Genomic DNA, 17,270 nt, shown 5'->3' with positions numbered 1-17,270 from the left:
GATGCATGACGCATCCGTCAATAAGCCTGCGTTATAGTGCGGCCCATTCGAGGAGTATTTAATGCAAAACGACCTTTTTCCCTTGCCAGAGACGTTGACCGCAGCACTGAGCGGGCAATTCGGCCCCCGTTTTTCCCAGGGCGAATCAACCCGGCTGCAACACGGCCGCGATGAATCGGTGCATCAACCCATGCTGCCGCAAGGCGTCGTCATGGCCGAAAACAGCGAAGAAGTGGCGTTGACCGTGAAACTCTGCGCCGAACACGGCGTTGCCATCATTCCCTACGGCGTCGGCAGCTCGGTTGAAGGCCATGTACTGGCACCGCACGGCGGCATTTCGCTCGATCTCTCCGGAATGAACCGGATTATCGACATCCATGCCGAAGACGGCGATGCCACCGTGCAAGCCGGGGTCACCCGCATGCAATTGAACAATGCGCTGAAAGGCACCGGACTCTTCTTCCCGATCGACCCCGGTGCCGACGCGACGCTCGGCGGCATGGCCGCGACCCGCGCCTCGGGGACCAATGCCGTGCGCTACGGGACGATGCGCGACAACGTGATGGCCACGACCACCGTGCTGGCCGATGGCCGGATCATGAAAACCGGTGGCCGGGCCCGCAAATCCTCGGCCGGCTACGACCTGACCCGACTGCTGGTCGGCTCGGAAGGGACGCTCGGCATCATGACCGAACTGACCGTCAAGCTTTACCCGATCCCGGAAGCGATCACTGCGGCTGTCTGCACCTTCCCGGACATTGATTCGGCGGTCCAGACCGTCATCCAGACCATCCAGTTGGGCGTGCCGGTGGCGCGTATCGAATTGCTCGATCCCTTGTCGCTGTCGGCCATCAACCAGTTCAGCAAGACCTCGCTGGCGGAAGCGCCGACCCTCTTTTTCGAATTCCACGGCAGCCCCGCTTCGGCGGCCGAGCAGGCTGAAACGGTCCAGGCCATCGCCGGCGAACTGGGCGGCACCGATTTCGAATGGGCGACCCGGCCGGAAGACCGTACCCGCCTCTGGCAAGCCCGGCACGATGCCTATTTCGCCTGCCTGCAACTCAAACCCGGCTGCCGCTGCTTCCCGACCGATGTCTGCGTCCCGATTTCACGCCTGGCCGAATGCATTGCCGCAACCAACGCGGACATCGCGCAAGTCAGCATCCCGATCGCGCTGTTCGGCCACGTTGGCGATGGCAACTTCCATCTCGTTGTCCTGGTCGACCCCGAAAATCAGGCAGAAATGGACGAAGCCGCCTGGATCAGCTCGCGTGTTGTCGAACGAGCCATCGCCATGGAAGGCACCTGTACCGGGGAACACGGCATCGGCCTCGGCAAACGGAAATACCTGGCTCAGGAACACGGCGATGTCGCGGTCGACACGATGCGCGCCCTGAAAATGGCCCTCGACCCGCACAACCTGCTCAATCCGGGAAAAATTCTGCCCGCCGCCAAGGCCGGGTGTGCTGCATCGGCATAGAATTAAGCGAATTTCGCCCAACGTTTATTGATGCCCTCGCTCAGCCTTAAATTCAAACTGACCCTCAGCGCCATTTCGATGGCGCTGCTGCTCTTGCTCGTCCAGTCGATCAGCCAGTTCTACATGCTGCGCAGCGAACTCTCGGCCCGCATCGAAAGCGAGCAGTTCACGCTGCTCACCGAACTGGCCGGGCACCTTGACGACAAGATGGACGAGCGGCTCAACGCCCTCAGTCACGCCGCCGGCTCGATCCCGCAAAACAGGCTGGCCGACATCAAGGCACTCGAAGAACACCTCAAGGGCGAAACGGCCCTGCTGACGCTGTTCGACGATCTCTACATCTTCGACGCACAAGGCATCCTGCTCGCCGACTGGCCGTTCAAGGCCGGACGACGCGGCCTCGACATGGCCGCCCGGGACTACATACAGGGCGTGCGCAAAACGCTGAAGCCAGTTATTTCTCAGCCCATTCTCGGCAAGGCGACACACCAGCCCATCGTCGTGCTGGCTGCGCCTGTCCTCAACCCGAAAGGCGAACTGGTGGCCATTACCGGTGGCGTGCTCAATCTCTACAAACCCAATTTGATCGGTTCGCTCGGCACCCGGCAAATTGGCGAAAACGGCTATTTCTACATGGTCTCGCAGGAACGCCTGGTCATTTCGCATCCGGACCGCACGCGGATCATGCAAAAGACACCGCCGGCCAAAGACAGCCCGGCGCTGGAGCGGGCCCTGCAGGGCTTCGAAGGGACGCTGGAAGGAACCAATAGCCGCGGCTTACGCGGTTTGTTCACCTTCAAACGGCTCGACAGTACCGGTTGGCTGCTCGCCTCGGTCATCCCCAGCGAAGAGGCTTTCCGCCCCGTTGCCCGCGTCCAGGAAAACATGGCGCTGCTCACCGTGCTGTTGATGATCCTCGTCACGCCACTGCTCTGGTTCATTTCCCGGCGCCTCGTCGAGCCGCTCAGTGCGCTGGCAGGCACCATGCGCCAACGCGCCGCGGCGATGCAACCCCAGCAGCCGGCCGAACCGGTTTCCGAACAGGGCAGCAGCGAAATCCGCACGGTCGCCGCTGCCTTCAACGAATTTCTCGATGCCCGCAACCAGGCCGAAACGGCACTTGCGGTGAGCGAACAGCAACGCTCGAAAATCATGGAAAACCTGGCGCAAGCCAAGGATGAAGCCGAAGCTGCCAGCCGGGCAAAGAGCGAATTCCTGGCCAACATGAGCCATGAAATCCGTACGCCGATGAACGGCATCATCGGCATGATCGAACTGGCCCAGATGAACCCGCTCGACGACGAGACGCGCGATCATTTGAAAATCGCCCATCAATCCGCCTTCAGTCTGCTCGGCATTCTCAACGACGTCCTCGACGTTTCAAAAATCGAAGCCGGCAAGCTGGAAATCGACCACACGCTTTTCGCCCCGCGCGAGCTGATCAGCGAAATCCTGTGCCTGATGGAACCGGGCATGCGGGAAAAAGGACTCAAGCACGCCTGCCATTTCCCGCCTGAGCTGCCGCCACTGCTGATCGGCGACCCGCTGCGCATCCGTCAGGTGCTGCTCAACCTGATCGGCAATGCGATCAAATTCACGCCGAGCGGGAGTATCGCGGTCGACATCGCCTGCACGACCATTTCGCCACAACAACTTGGCCTGACCATCGCGGTGACCGACACCGGCATTGGCATCCCGCAAGATCGCCAGGAAGCGATTTTCCATGCTTTCTCGCAGGCAGATGGCTCAACCACCCGCCACTACGGCGGCACAGGTCTGGGCCTGACCATCTCCAGCCAGCTGGTCGAACTGATGGGCGGCCGGCTGACGCTGCACAGCGAGCTTGGCGTCGGCAGCACCTTCCGCTTCACCCTCAAACTTTCCTTGCCGGAACAATAAGGCCGCGGCACACTCCAATCTCCCATCCACGCATCGCCACCACCCCCGGCGATGACGTGGCAAACAGCGCCCACAAAGCGCAATAACAGGAGACAAAAATGAGCGCATCCGCTCGACCGGCGTCACACGCCGAGCCGTCCATTGTTCTGGACGACAAATACACCCGCACGACTGGCCGCATTTTCCTGACCGGCACCCAGGCACTGATCCGCCTGCCGATGCTGCAACGCGAACGCGACCTTGCTGCCGGCCTGAACACCGCCGGCTTCATCTCAGGCTACCGCGGCAGCCCGCTCGGCAATCTCGATCTCGGCCTGTGGAAAGCGAAGGAACATCTCGCCAGCCACCACATCAGCTTCCAACCCGGCATCAACGAAGACATGGCCGCCACCGCCGTCTGGGGCAGCCAGCAGGTCGGCCTCTTCCCCGGTGCAAGATACGACGGCGTGTTCGGCCTGTGGTACGGCAAGGGGCCGGGCGTGGACCGCTGCGGCGACGTCTTCCGTCACGCCAACGCCGCCGGCACAGCCCAACACGGCGGCGTACTGGTCATCGCCGGCGACGACCATGCCGCCAAGTCTTCCACCCTGCCGCACCAGACCGAGCACGTCTTCAAGGCGGTGATGATGCCGGTGCTCTACCCGGCCAACGTCCAGGAATATCTCGACTTCGGCCTGCACGGCTGGGCGATGAGCCGCTATTCCGGCTGCTGGGTCGCCTTCAAGGCGCTGGCCGACACGGTCGAGACTTCGGCCTCGGTGAATATCGACCATGCCGCGGTCGACATCAGGATGCCGAGCGATTTCACCTTGCCGCCCGACGGCCTCAACATCCGCTGGCCGGACCCGCCGCTGGTCCAGGAAGCGCGCCTGCTCAACCACAAGCTCTACGCCGCGCTGGCTTATTGCCGAGCCAACCGGCTCGACCGTGTGATCATCGATTCGCCGGCACCCAGGCTCGGCATCCTGACGGCGGGGAAAAGCTATCTCGACGTGCGCCAAGCGTTGGACGAGCTCGGCATCGACGCGACGCTGGCCGCGCAGATCGGCATTCGCCTGTACAAGGTCGGCATGGTCTGGCCGCTCGAACCGGAAGGCGTGCGCCACTTCGCCGAAGGGCTGGAGGAAATCCTGGTCGTCGAGGAGAAGCGCCAGCTACTCGAATACCAGTTGAAGGAAGAACTGTATAACTGGCGCGATGACGTGCGCCCGCGCATCGTCGGCAAATTCGACGAAAAAGGCGAGTGGACCGCGGGTGATGCCGGCTACCTGGCGCACAGCGACTGGCTGTTGCCGGCCGCTGGCGAACTGCCGGTGGCGAGCATCGCACGCGTCATCGCCCAACGCATCGGACGTTTCTTCACCTCGCCGGCCATCGCGGCACGGCTGAAGATGCTGGAAGCCAAGCAACAGGCGGCAAAGATGCCCATCGTGCTGGCCGAGCGCAAACCTCATTTCTGCTCCGGCTGCCCGCACAACACGTCCACCAAAGTCCCGGAAGGCTCGCGCGCCGTCGCCGGCATCGGCTGCCATTACATGGTGACCTGGATGGACCGCTCGACCTCGACTTTCACCCACATGGGCGGCGAAGGCGTGCCCTGGGTCGGCCAGGCGCCATTCACCGAGGAAAAGCACATCTTCGCCAACCTCGGCGACGGCACTTACTTCCACAGCGGCCTGCTCGCCATCCGCCAATCCATCGCGGCGAAAGTGCCGATCACCTACAAGATCCTCTACAACGACGCCGTCGCGATGACCGGCGGCCAGCCGGTAGACGGCATTTTGAGCGTCGCCCGCATCACCCGCCAGCTGGAAGCCGAAGGTGTCGGCAAGATGGTCATCGTCGCCGCCGAGCCGGAGAAATACGCCGAGATTACCGATCTCGCCCCCAACGTACCGGTCCGCCATCGCGATGAACTCGACGCCGTGCAGCGCGAACTGCGCACCTGGCCCGGCGTCTCGGTACTGATTTACGACCAGGTCTGCGCGACGGAAGCCCGCCGCCGCCGCAAGCGCGGCAAAATGCCGGCGATCCAGCAGCGCCTGGTGATCAACGAGGCTGTCTGCGAAGGCTGTGGCGATTGTTCGGTGCAATCCAACTGCCTTTCCATCGTGCCGGTCGAAACGGCTTTCGGCACCAAGCGCCAGATCGATCAGTCATCCTGCAACCAGGATTTTTCCTGCCTCAAGGGTTTTTGCCCAAGTTTTGTCAGCATCGAGGGAGGGCAACTCAAAAAAGGCACGAAACTCGCGGTCGACCGCGACAACTGGCCGGTTTTGCCCGAACCGACGCTACCGGCCACGCATCGCCCCTACAATCTGCTGCTCAACGGGGTCGGCGGCATGGGCGTCACCACGCTAGGTGCCCTGCTCGGCATGGCCGCCCACCTCGACGGCAAAGGCGTCTCGACGCTCGACATGACCGGTCTGGCGCAAAAATACGGCGCCGTTTTTTCGCATCTGCGCATTGCTGACCGGCCAGAGGACATTCACGCTGCCCGCATTGCAACCGGTGAAGCACATGCCCTGATCGGCGGCGACCTGGTGGTCAGCGCCAGCAATGAAGCACGATCGAAAATGCTGGATGGACGAACCCGTGCCGTCGTCAGTTGCACGGCAACGCCGACCGCCGAATTCACCCGCAATCGTGACTGGCAATTCCCGCAAAACGGCCTTGAGCAACAACTGCGCGACACGCTGGGTGAAAGTGCCGTCACCTTCATCGACGCGCAGCACCTGGCCACCGTCCTGATGGGCGATGCGCTCTACGCCAACATGCTGCTCCTCGGCCATGCCTGGCAACAGGGTCTGGTGCCGGTTTCAGCCGATGCGCTGGACAAGGCCATTGAACTGAACGGCACCGCCGTCGAGGCCAATCGCCAGGCTTTCCTCTGGGGCAGGCGCAGCGCCGTGCACGGCGAACAGCTCAGGCGCGCGGTCGACGCCCAGAAAAACACTGAAACGGGCCATACCAGCCAACCGCAAACGCTGGATGAACTGATTGCAAGCCGCAGCGCCCACCTCGCGGCCTATCAGGATGAGAAGCTGGCCGAAACCTACCGCCAGCGCATCGGCCGTATTCGTGCTCTGGGCGACGATACACTGAGCCGCAGCATCGCCGTCCAATATGCCCGGCTCCTGGCGCCGAAGGATGAGTACGAGGTGGCCCGCTTGTACACCGAGAGCGACTTCATTGAGCGGCTGAGTGAAAAATTCGATGGCGAACTCCGTCTCAACTTCCATTTTTCACCGCCCATTTTTCAGCAACGTGGACTGGATGGCCGCCCCGCCAAACGCAGTTTCGGCCCACGCTGGATAGTTCTGCTGAAATGGCTGGCCAAGGCACGGACATGGCGCAACACCTGGCTCGATCCATTCCGTTTCAGCCCGGACAGGGCCGTCGACCGCGAACTGCTCAGGGACTATGAGGCCGACCTCGATCTGATCATCAGCCATCACGGCAAAGCTAATACGCTGGCCCGCCAGCTGGCTGACTGGCCAGCGGCCGTCCGCGGCTTCGGCTACGTGCGTCACCAGGCGGCCGAGCAGACTAAAAAACAACGAGAAAGCATCAGAAGTGAGCTAATGGCATAAAATCGGCGGATGTCAAAAACACCGATGCGACAGTTCGCCCTGCAAGGGGCGGCTGTCATTCTCGTTCTCTCGATCGCCTGGCCGTACTTCGGCTGGAAAGCCGAAGCCATGCCCTGGCTGCAAACCTGCCTGGCGATTGGCAGCGTGGCGCTGGTTTTCGCCACGCTTTCCCGCCAGCCGTGGTGGTGGCGCGTCATCCACGCAGCCTTCATGCCACTGATCTGGCTGACACACAGCTTTGCGATCGATCCGGGCTGGTTCCTGCTGGCTTTCGTGCTCCTGCTGCTGGTTTACCGCGGCGCACTCAGCGGCCAGGTGCCGCTCTACCTCTCGAACAAGCAAACCGTTGTCGCCCTCGCTGAATTGCTGGCCGAACGCGAAGCCCCCCATTTTCTCGATCTGGGTGCCGGTGTCGGCAGCACCACCGTCCCGCTGGCCGACCTGTTGCCGGACGGCCACTTCACCGGCTACGAAAATGCGCCGCTGACCTGGCTGCTGGGCCGCATTCTCAGTCTCGGCCGCCACAATATCCACTGGCGCTGGGAAGATCTCTGGCAAGCAAATCTGGCTGAATACGATGTGGTTTACGCCTTTCTCTCGCCCACCCCGATGCCCGATCTATGGGCCAAGGTACAAGCCGAAATGCAGCCGGGCAGCCTGTTCGTCAGCAACAGCTTTCCGGTGCCAGGAGCAACGCCCAACCGCATCATCGAGGTCGACTGCCAGCCTCCGCGACCGCTTTACTGCTATCAGATCTGACGACGGATGCTGAAAAGGAAGCCGGAAACCCTTGCTCTGTTCGTCGCGCTGATCAGTACGCTGACGGTGCTTGGGGGATTTCTGGCCGACCTGCTGGTTGCCCGGCATCGCGACATCGAGGCTGGCGAACAACGCTTGCAGCATTTCGGCATCATGATGGCCGAACACACGGCGCGCGCCTTCGAGGCGGTCGACGTCACCCTGCGCGAAATTTCAACCGACCTGGCCGGCAACCGGCGCAACTGGGAAACCTGGGAGGCGAGCAGCGGCTGGGAATATGTCGCCCAGCGCCACTCGCGCGCCATGCCTCAATTGCGCGACCTGATTGTTTTCGACCGCCAAGGCAATCAGCGATTCATTTCAACGCAATTTCCGCCGCCGCCAATCAACATCCGCGACCGCCCCTACTTCACGATTCTCGAAAATGGTGCCGAAGGAGCAACCTACGGCCCCTACATCGACCGCAACAACGGCCGCTACAGCTATGCCATCGCCCGCCGCATCAGCAGCGATGGCAAACAGTTGTCGGGCATCACGCTTGGGGCGATCGAACCAGGCTACCTGCAGGACTTCTGCTGGCCCAACCGTCTGGCCGATGATTTTGAAGCCGTCCTGATCAACGCGGCGGGCCAGATCGTCGCCTCTTGCCGGCCCACCGATCTGAGCCGGCAATCCCCCGTCCTCGGCATGCCCGCCAGCGATATCCTGTTCAATGGCAAGCTGCGCGGCCACTCATTCAGCAGCGGCCTGAGTACCGCTGACGGCCTGTTGCTTTCGGTCTCGCCGGTTCCCGGATTCCCCGACCTGCGTATTCTGACGGTCATTCCGGAAAGCACCTTGCTGGCCAACTGGCAAACCCGTCTGCTTGAACTCAGCATCCTCGGCCTGCTGGTCACCGTTGTCCTGCTGGTCGGTGCGCTGCTCGTGCGCCGGCAAGTCCGTGACATGACGACAATGACCGGCGCCCTGGCCGCCAGTCACGAAACCCTGGAAGAGCGGATCAAGGAAGCCACGCTCGAACTGGCGGCACAAAAAGACGAGGCTGAGCGCGCCAACAAGGCCAAAAGCCGCTTCCTGGCTGCTGCCAGCCACGATTTGCGCCAACCGCTGCACGCCCTTTCGCTTTTTGCCACCGATCTGCTGCGTCAGGTGCGCAGCGGCACAGCCCATGAATTACCCCGCCTGGCCGAGCAAATCGCCACATCGACCAGCGTCCTCGGCGAGCTGCTCGATTCCTTGCTCGACATCTCCCGCCTCGACGTAGCCGGGATCAAACCCGACATCCGCAGTTTCCCCCTCGGCCCGACATTTGAGCGCCTGGCCAACTCATATCGGCGTGCTGCGGTCGACCGCAAACTCAAGCTGCGTTTCAAAACGAACAACCTGTGGGTCGAATCCGATCCGGTCATGGTCGAGCGGATACTGGCCAACCTGGTGTCCAATTCATTGCGCTACACCCCGCCGGGCGGACGCATTCTGGTCACCGCCAGAAAACGCGGCACCCATGTCCTGGTCGAAGTGCGGGATAGCGGCATGGGCATTGCGCCAGAACATCAGGCCGCAATTTTTGCCGAGTTTTATCAGGTCGGCAATTCGGCTCGCGAGCAAAACAAGGGATTGGGACTGGGACTGTCGATCGTTGACCGGTTGACACGGGCGCTTGGCATCACCGTCAATCTGAAATCGCGCCTCGGTGACGGCACCACCTTCGCCCTGCAGCTGAAAGCCAGCCAGGCACTGCAACACAAGGTAGCGGAAGCGCCGCAGGCGTCACTCGGCAAAGTGCATCTGATCGGTGATTCGCAAGCCATCATCGATTGCGCCGAACAAATCAGGAACTGGCACTACAGCGTGACGACCGACCCCGGCAACGGGACCGAATACCTGCCGCACGGCAGCGTTCTCATCTGTGCCGGCACGGTTGCCACCAGCGTGGCATCCCGCCTGACGCAGGACACACCGCTGATCGTGGTTCACGAAGCAGGACAAAGTGAACTGCCACCGGGCGCCCACAGCCTGCAAACGCCGATTCGACCGGCCCGGCTGCGGGCTTTACTGACCCAGCTTCAAAAAACGCTTTCGAAATCGATCCCGTAACGGGCAACGGCGACCAGCGCCTGTGTCCGGCTATTGACGTCAAGCGCCCGAAAGATCGCGGTCACGTGAATCTTGACCGTACCTTCGGAAAGCTGAAGCTGCTCGGCGATATCGCGATTCGATAAACCGCGCACCATCAGGGCAAGCACCTGGGCCTGACGGTCGGTCAGACCAACTTCTTCGGGCCTGACGCTGACCTTCGAAGGCACGACCGGAATCGCGTCATCGAGACGCGCACCGGGTTGGGCAACCGGCTTGAAGATATTGCCAGCCAGAATTTCACGGACGGCAGAGAGCAACTCCTCGCCGGAATAAGCCTTGGGAATGAAACCGGAAGCCCCCAGATTCAGCACGCGGGTAATCGTCGGCAGATCATCGAAGGCTGAAACAACCGCAACAGGCATGGCCGGATAGCGACGGCGCAGGATATCCAGGCCGGCAAAACCATCGATGCCCGGCAGGGCAAGGTCGAGCAGAACGAGATCGAATTCGCCTTCATTATCGAGCAGGGTCAAGGCCGACTCGAAATCTTCGCTTTCACAAACCCGGGTTCCTTCTTCGACCAATGCAAGCAGGCGAACCAAGCCTTCGCGCACCAGCCCATGGTCTTCAACCACAAGCAATTTCAGCATTCTCATCCCCTCTAAGACAGGGTGCTAATTTAGCACTTTGTACTATGGATTGGTTTAAGATGGAGCAATACAAACGAAGGAGACGAATCATGAGCGGCGATCAAGGTAACGATCCACTGAACTTTATGCGCAGCATGTGGGGCAACATGGGATTCTCTCTGCCTGGCATGGTTGCGCCGACGTTTGACATCGAGGAACTCGACAAGCGCATCAAGGACATGAAGGCCGTCGAAGGCTGGTTGCGGATGAATCTTTCGATGCTCCAGATGACCATTCAGGGCCTGGAAATGCAGCGCACGACAGTCTCTGCCGTCCAGACCATGGGCAAGATGGCCAGCGAGGCCGCACAGTCCGCAGCACCGTCAAACGAACCGGCTGCGCCGGTCGACACAGCACCGGGCGCACTTTCCGAAGCGGCCATGTGGCCCTGGCAGATGATGCAGCAAATGCGCGAACAGCTTCAGCATGGTGCCGAAGCAGCGATGCAGGCCGCCGGTGAGAGCACCCCGCCAGCAAAACCTTCCGCCCGTCGCAACAAGAAATAATCAGATGTGCAGCCACGCTGCCCAGAGCGGCAGCGTGAGCATCGACCCGAGCGTCGTTGCCGAAATCAGCCAGGCTACGCTCCGCCCATCGCCCCCCATGCGCATCGCCAGGATGTACGCCGATGATGCGGTGGGCAAGGCGGCAAACAACACCGCAATTTGATAATTGAGCCCACTCAGGCCCAACTGGTAGCCGACGACGGCTGCAATCAGCGGCAGGGCCAGCAGCTTGACGCCCAGCAACCAGATGGAAACGCCCCGGACGCCGGGTGCATTGTCGAGCCGCAGTGCAGCACCGACCGTAATCAGGCCAAGCGCAATCGAAGCGTCGGCCAGCCGGCCAAGGAATGCCTGCAATGGTGCCGGCGGAATGAATCCGGCCAGATTCAGCAGGAAGCCCAGCGTCGTCCCCCAAATCAACGGATTGCGGGCCACTTCCCGCCACAAGCCGACCTCGCCATGCCGCGCCAGCATCCAGACGGATACCAGATTGGCCAGCGGTACGGCAGCACCGACAATGAGACCCATCGTTGCAATGCCGGGCGACCCGAACAACATACCGGCGACAGCCAGTGCAATGTACGAGTTGAAACGGTAGGCGCACTGGAACACAGAGGCGAACGTCAGCGGCGGCAGACGGACAAAAAGCCGGGGAAGCAAACCAAGCAACATGCCCCCAAGCATGGCAGTCAAGGCTGTTGCCAGGAGCGGCAGGGCCGCACCGAAATCAAGCCGGGTCTTGATGATGGCGTTGATCAGCAGGGCGGGGAAGAGGATGAAATAAACCAGCTTCTCGACACCCTGCCAGAAATGGTCGCCCAGATGCATCCAGCGGCGGATGGCAGCGCCGAGCAGGATGAGGGCAAAATCGGGAAGCAGCAGCCAGACGGTATTCATGGCTGCATTTTATGTCAGCTGGAGCATCCGCCACGCCCTCATGTCCGACAGGCTCAGCCCAGTGCGCCGCTTTCCTGCAAACGCTGGATATCGGCTGCGCCATACCCGGCCGCCTGGAGAATCGGGAGATTGTGCTCACCGGCGGCTGGCGCGTTCTGCCGCACGTCAAATTGAAAACCGGACATCTTGAGCGGTGGTGCAAACTGGGTCAGCCCCTGCGATTCAATGATCATCCCGCGAGCCGTCAATTGCTCATTCGACAAGGCTTCCTCTGGCGTCAGAATCGGCGTGACACAGCAGTCGACCGCAGCAAACAGGGCCTGCCACTGATCGCGCGAACGCGTTGCAAACAACGCCTCCATCTCTGCCCGCAACGTACTGTCCCATTGCCGCTTGACCCACTCCGGCCGCGCCAGGACTGTGCAACAGGACTGCCAGAACTTGCCTTCGAGCGCGCCGACGGCCATGTACTTGCCATCGGCACAGCGATAGGTCGCATAGCAAGGCAGCCCGCCCGAAAGTAAATCAGTACCACGCGGTGCCGAGCGGCCGGCATCGTTCAGCCGCAGCATGGCGAAATAGGTGTGCGCCAGCACACTGTCGGTCATCGACACATCGATATAACGCCCCTGCCCGGTTTTCCCGGCGTCGATCACGGCCGCGAGAATCCCCATCACACCAGTCAATGCACCGCCCAGCAGGTCGGCAATCTGGAAATTTGGAATAGCCGGCTTGCTGCCTTCCAGCCCGATTTGCTCAAGCACCCCGGCATAACCGAGGTAGTTGATATCGTGGCCGGCCAGATCCTTGTAGGGACCATCCTGGCCGTAACCACTGATCGAGCAGTAGGTAATCTTGGGATTCAGGGCCGCAACGGTTGCGTAACCAATCCCCAGCTTGTCGACCACACCGGGACGAAAGCTCTCGACAATCACATCGGCCTCGCTGGCCAGGCGGAGAAAGATTTCGACGCCCTCCGGCTTCTTCAGATCAAGCCGCAAGCCCTGCTTGTTGCGATTGATCATCTTGAAGTAGGCGCTATCCTCACCGGCCCCCGTCCCCAGCGTACGGGCGTAATCCCCCACCTGTGGATCTTCGATCTTGATGACTTCAGCCCCGAGATCGGCCAGATGCAAGGTCGCAACCGGCCCCGGCAGCAAGCGGGTCAGATCGAGAACGCGAATGCCGGTCAGCGGCGCAGGCCGGCTCATTGCTCGCACACGCCGAGCAAGTCGGCTTCCAGTTCGATATCCATATCTTTTTTCAATGCCTGATCGATGAACATGCCGCGATAGAGACGCCCGGCATTCGCCGCTTTTCGTGCATGCGGTGTTTCCCATTGGCTGACACGCAGGCGGACGATGCCGATCTGCTCGTCGCGTTCCGGCACATCGGTACTGACGCAGGGGTATGCCAGCGCCTGCCGGTTGAATTCTTCACGGCTGTATTGCTCGATGTTCTTGCCCGGCACGGCCGGACATTTGCCGAGATGGCGCGTCCGGACCTCAGCCGCCACAACCTTGCCCTTCAGGTAATAAACCGGATCAGTCATGACCCAGCCACTGCCGCCTTCCTCGTAGACCACACACTGGCCTGTCTGCAACATCGCCGGATATTTGAACACCAGGCGGGCCGAAGGACGCAGCACAGGCTCATCGGCTAGCGCCGGCACTGCCAGCGCAGCCAGAATCAACAGGAAAACTCGCATGAAAACAGTCCGGATCAATAGACCCGGCTATCTTCGATCACCTTGCCATCGTTGGGCAAGCCCCCTGGCGTGGTAAATGCCACATCGCCACGCAGCTTGGTCACCTCACGCAAACTGGCAACCAGCGCCTTGTCGAGGGCCTCGCTGCCGGAGCCGATTTCACAATGCAGCACCATCCGATCCTGGCCGCCCGGATTGTCCACCACCAGACGCATGCGCTGGATTTCGGGGTGACGCCGGGCAATATCGGCCACTTGTTCAGGATGAACGAACATTCCCTTGACCTTGGTTGTCTGGTCGGCCCGCCCCATCCAGCCCTTGAGGCGGATATTGCTGCGCCCGCAAGGCGAACGCCCGGCCATCACGGCCGACAAATCGCCGGTCGCAAAGCGGATCAGCGGATAGTCGGGGTTGAAACTGGTGACGACGATTTCACCGACCTCACCCGGCGCGACCGGATCGCCCGTTCCGGGCCGGACAATCTCGACCAGCAACTCTTCTTCGACAATCAATCCTTCTTCGGCATCCGTTTCGTAGCCGATCGCACCAATATCCGCCGTGGCGTAACACTGACGCACCGTAATACCGCGCTCCTTGAGCCAGTTACGCGTAATCCCCGGCAAGGCTTCACCAGAGACGCAGGCTTTCTTCAGCGAACTGATATCGGCCCCCATTTCCTCGGCCTTCTCAACGATGATGCGCAAAAACGAAGGCGTACCGACATAGCCTTCCGGCTGCAAATCGACGATGGCCTGCACCTGCTGTTCGGTCTGCCCGACGCCACCTGGGAAAACTGAGCAGCCCAGCTTGCGTGCGCCGCCTTCAAAAATGAAAGCGCCCGGCGTGAAGTGGTAGGAAAAGCAGTTGTGCACCAGATCGCCGCTCCTGAACCCCGCGGCATAAAGCACCCGGGCCATGCGCCACGGATCAATCTCCTTGCCCTGCAATTCATAGATCGGGCCGGGCGACGAAAAAACCCGCTTGGCCTTGCTCCGCGGCAAGGCGTTCAATCCACCAAATGGCGGGGCTTTTTTCTGCAACTCGATCAGGTCGCGCTTGCGGGTCAGCGGTAGTTTGGCCAGCGCCTCACGCGTCACGCAATCGAACGGATTGACGCCAGCCAGCGCCTGGAAATAGTAATGCGTCGTTTCCTTGGCATGCGCCACCTGGCGCGCCAGTTTGTCCATCAGATCGGCCTCGCGCTCATCCGGGTCGCGGGTTTCGAGCGGATCGTAATAACTCATCTTGGTTTTCTCCGTTTTTTCGCGGTCGACCGTGGCAACGTTCATTTATACCTAGCGGAATGGCAAAGTAGCCGCGCAGGGCAAGGCGGAGACGAGCACCGTTGGCTCCTGCCAACAAGCTCGCCAACAACGCCGCCGTGCGCGGCGCACTGCCATTACGACAGCCAGCGTTTACGGCGTCTGTAGTGTTTGACGTCCTTGAAGGATTTACGCCCAGCCGAACTCAGCCCCAAATAGAACTCCTTGACGTCCTCGTTGGTCCGCAGATCCTCGGCCTCGCCTTCCATCACGACCCGGCCGTTTTCAAGGATGTAGCCAAAATCGGCATATTTCAGCGCGACCATGGTGTTCTGTTCGGCCAGCAAGAAACTGACGTTTTCGCGAGAATTCAGGTCTTTGACGATCTCGAAGATTTCCTCGACGATCTGTGGCGCCAGGCCCATCGATGGTTCGTCAAGCAGGATCATTTCCGGCTTGGCCATCAAGGCCCGGCCAATGGCGCACATCTGCTGCTCGCCGCCGGAGGTATAGCCGGCCTGCGAAGTGCGCCGCGTCTTGAGACGCGGAAAATAGTGATAAACCTTGTCGAGACTGTCCTTCAGCTCGGCACGCGAGATCGAGCGCGTATAGGCGCCGGTCAGCAGGTTTTCCTCGATGGTCAGGTGACCGAAACAATGCCGGCCCTCCATGACCTGGATGACGCCGCGCTTGACCAGCTCGTTCGGCGTCAGCTGGTCGATGCGCTCGCCCTTGTATTCGACCGAACCCTTGGTGACATCGCCGCGTTCGGCGTGCAGCAGGTTCGAAATGGCTTTCAGCGTGGTCGATTTACCCGCCCCGTTGGCACCCAGCAGGGCAACGATCTTGCCCTTGGGAACGTTGAGCGAAACGCCCTTGAGCACCAGAATCACGTGGTCGTAGATGACCTCGATGTTATTGATGCTCAGATAGTGGTCGACCGCAGCAGCGGCAGTTTGTGTACTCATAGCTGTTCCTGAAGAATGGCCGGCGGCAAGGAACAGGAAGTCACCTTCCCGTTCCTGCGCTGTGGCTTCTTACTTTTCCTTGGAGCAATCGCGCGGCGTGATGCCCTTTTCCTTGGCGTACTGCTTGGCAGAGGCCTGGAAAAGCGGGTGGATCAATGCCTTGTTACCCTCGATCCAGTCAGAGGCAGAAACCCACTTGGCACCGTCCCACTGCTGAATCTTCACCTTGCCGGAACCTTCGTGGTTATCGCAGGAAGTCTTGATTTCCGGCAGCAGGTTGGTCGCACCCAGTGTCTTCAGGCGGGCTTCGGTAATGTTCAGGTTTTCCAGCGCCCAGCGCACCTGCTCACCGGTCATCGCTTTGCCCTTGCCATACTTTTCCTGCGCCTTGCGGATCGACTCGACCGACAGCACGGCAGCCGAAACGCCACGGTTATAAAGAATGGTGCCGATTTTGGCCTTGTCCTGCAGGTTGCCCTTGCCGGCGCCATAGACCACCTTTTCGATGTCGGCGATAACCGGCACATCCTTGCCAGCCACATTCCAGGTCGCAGCCATGTAACCCTTGGCGGCATCACCGGCTGGCACGACATCTTCTTCGGAACCGGTCCACCATGAGCCGATCATCTTTTCACGCGGATAACCGACCTTCTGGGCAGCCTTCAGCGCGGTCTGGTTCATCACCCCCCAGCCCCAGAAAATCACGTAATCCGGCTTTTCCTGGCGAATCTTCAGCCACTGGGCGCCTTGCTCGTTACCCGGATGGGCGACCGGAATCTGGACCAGATCAAACTTGTTCAGACCAGCCTCTGCCTGCAGTGCAACGATGGCTTCCTTGCCATAAGCAGAGTCGTGATAGAGGTAAACGATCTTCTTGCCGGCCAGATTGCCGCCGTTCTTTTCCTTGATGAACTTGACGATGGCAGACGCCTGCATCTGATAAGTCGTCACCAGCGGGAAGGCATACGGAAATACCGAGCCGTCGACCGCGTCGGTCCGGCCATAGCCCATCATCGCCAGCGGCAGCTTGTCCTGGGCCGACTTCTCGATCAGCGCATAGGAAATGCCGGTAGACATCGTGTGGATCGGACCGGAGGAAACCTTGGCCTTGGATTTCAGACGCTCATAGCACTCGACGCCTTTGGCGTTGTTGTACTCGGTTTCGCACTCTTCGGAAGTCAGCTGGACGCCATTGACGCCCTTTTCCTTGATGTTGATGTAATTCAGGTAGTCGACGAAGCCACCGTAGAAAGACTGGCCATTCGCACCATAAGGACCAACGCGATAGCTGATCGTCGGAAAGAACTGCTCTTCTGCGGCCACGGCAGACTGCGACAGCATGGCCAGGGATACCGCAATCGCGGTCAGGGCGGGCTTGAAGCTTTTGATCATTTATGTCTCCTCTTTTTTATGAAAAACACCAATTCCGG

General features: G+C 60.7%; 13 protein-coding genes. 6 read left to right on the top strand and 7 right to left on the bottom strand.

Going from position 1 to position 17,270, the window contains the following annotated elements; all coding sequences use genetic code 11:
- The first annotated feature begins 61 nt into the window (after positions 1-61).
- The 5 genes from KI614_RS01600 to KI614_RS01580 all read left to right on the top strand — a co-directional run bounded on the left by KI614_RS01600 (position 62) and on the right by KI614_RS01580 (position 9,828).
- Positions 62-1,480, top strand: coding sequence for an FAD-binding oxidoreductase (locus KI614_RS01600; RefSeq protein ID WP_226407420.1), 1,419 nt, complete (start codon positions 62-64; stop codon positions 1,478-1,480).
- Positions 1,481-1,510: 30 nt separating this feature from the next.
- Positions 1,511-3,379, top strand: coding sequence for an ATP-binding protein (locus KI614_RS01595; RefSeq protein ID WP_226407419.1), 1,869 nt, complete (start codon positions 1,511-1,513; stop codon positions 3,377-3,379).
- Positions 3,380-3,477: 98 nt separating this feature from the next.
- A complete protein-coding gene (locus tag KI614_RS01590) occupies positions 3,478-6,972 on the top strand; it encodes an indolepyruvate ferredoxin oxidoreductase family protein (protein ID WP_226407418.1) in 3,495 nt (1,164 codons plus the stop codon).
- Positions 6,973-6,996: 24 nt separating this feature from the next.
- Positions 6,997-7,731: a class I SAM-dependent methyltransferase gene (locus KI614_RS01585; RefSeq protein WP_226407417.1), complete on the top strand. Its 735-nt coding sequence runs from the start codon at positions 6,997-6,999 to the stop codon at positions 7,729-7,731.
- A gap of 6 nt (positions 7,732-7,737) precedes the next feature.
- Positions 7,738-9,828, top strand: coding sequence for an ATP-binding protein (locus KI614_RS01580; protein WP_226407416.1), 2,091 nt, complete (start codon positions 7,738-7,740; stop codon positions 9,826-9,828).
- Here the strand turns inward: KI614_RS01580 and KI614_RS01575 are convergent.
- Complete coding sequence (locus KI614_RS01575; protein ID WP_203468392.1) at positions 9,798-10,460, bottom strand: response regulator; 663 nt, start codon at positions 10,458-10,460, stop codon at positions 9,798-9,800. The genes KI614_RS01580 and KI614_RS01575 overlap by 31 nt on opposite strands.
- Before the next feature lie 89 nt (positions 10,461-10,549).
- Here KI614_RS01575 and KI614_RS01570 point away from each other — a divergent pair, with 89 nt between their 5' ends.
- Positions 10,550-11,005 (top strand): PhaM family polyhydroxyalkanoate granule multifunctional regulatory protein, encoded by a 456-nt coding sequence (locus KI614_RS01570; protein ID WP_226407415.1) that lies wholly within the window; start codon positions 10,550-10,552, stop codon positions 11,003-11,005.
- Here the strand turns inward: KI614_RS01570 and KI614_RS01565 are convergent, their stop codons facing one another.
- The 6 genes from KI614_RS01565 to KI614_RS01540 all read right to left on the bottom strand — a co-directional run bounded on the left by KI614_RS01565 (position 11,006) and on the right by KI614_RS01540 (position 17,232).
- Complete coding sequence (locus KI614_RS01565) at positions 11,006-11,902, bottom strand: AEC family transporter (RefSeq protein WP_203468390.1); 897 nt, start codon at positions 11,900-11,902, stop codon at positions 11,006-11,008.
- Positions 11,903-11,955: 53 nt separating this feature from the next.
- A complete protein-coding gene (locus tag KI614_RS01560; RefSeq protein WP_226407414.1) occupies positions 11,956-13,113 on the bottom strand; it encodes a CaiB/BaiF CoA transferase family protein in 1,158 nt (385 codons plus the stop codon).
- Positions 13,110-13,610, bottom strand: a complete 501-nt coding sequence (locus KI614_RS01555; protein WP_226407413.1) for a hypothetical protein — start codon at positions 13,608-13,610, stop codon at positions 13,110-13,112. Before KI614_RS01555 ends, KI614_RS01560 begins: the two co-directional genes overlap by 4 nt.
- 14 nt (positions 13,611-13,624) lie before the next feature.
- Positions 13,625-14,854 (bottom strand): phenylacetate--CoA ligase family protein, encoded by a 1,230-nt coding sequence (locus KI614_RS01550; RefSeq protein ID WP_226409202.1) that lies wholly within the window; start codon positions 14,852-14,854, stop codon positions 13,625-13,627.
- Between the two features lie 155 nt (positions 14,855-15,009).
- Positions 15,010-15,840 (bottom strand): ABC transporter ATP-binding protein, encoded by an 831-nt coding sequence (locus KI614_RS01545; protein ID WP_203468387.1) that lies wholly within the window; start codon positions 15,838-15,840, stop codon positions 15,010-15,012.
- A 69-nt stretch (positions 15,841-15,909) separates the two neighbouring features.
- A complete protein-coding gene (locus KI614_RS01540) occupies positions 15,910-17,232 on the bottom strand; it encodes an ABC transporter substrate-binding protein (RefSeq protein WP_226407412.1) in 1,323 nt (440 codons plus the stop codon).
- Between the last annotated feature and the right edge of the window lie 38 nt (positions 17,233-17,270).

It is taken from the genome of Dechloromonas denitrificans, assembly GCF_020510665.1.
In the GTDB taxonomy this organism is placed as follows: Bacteria; Pseudomonadota; Gammaproteobacteria; order Burkholderiales; family Rhodocyclaceae; genus Azonexus; species Azonexus denitrificans_B.
This window is presented reverse-complemented; position numbering and strand designations above follow the sequence as displayed.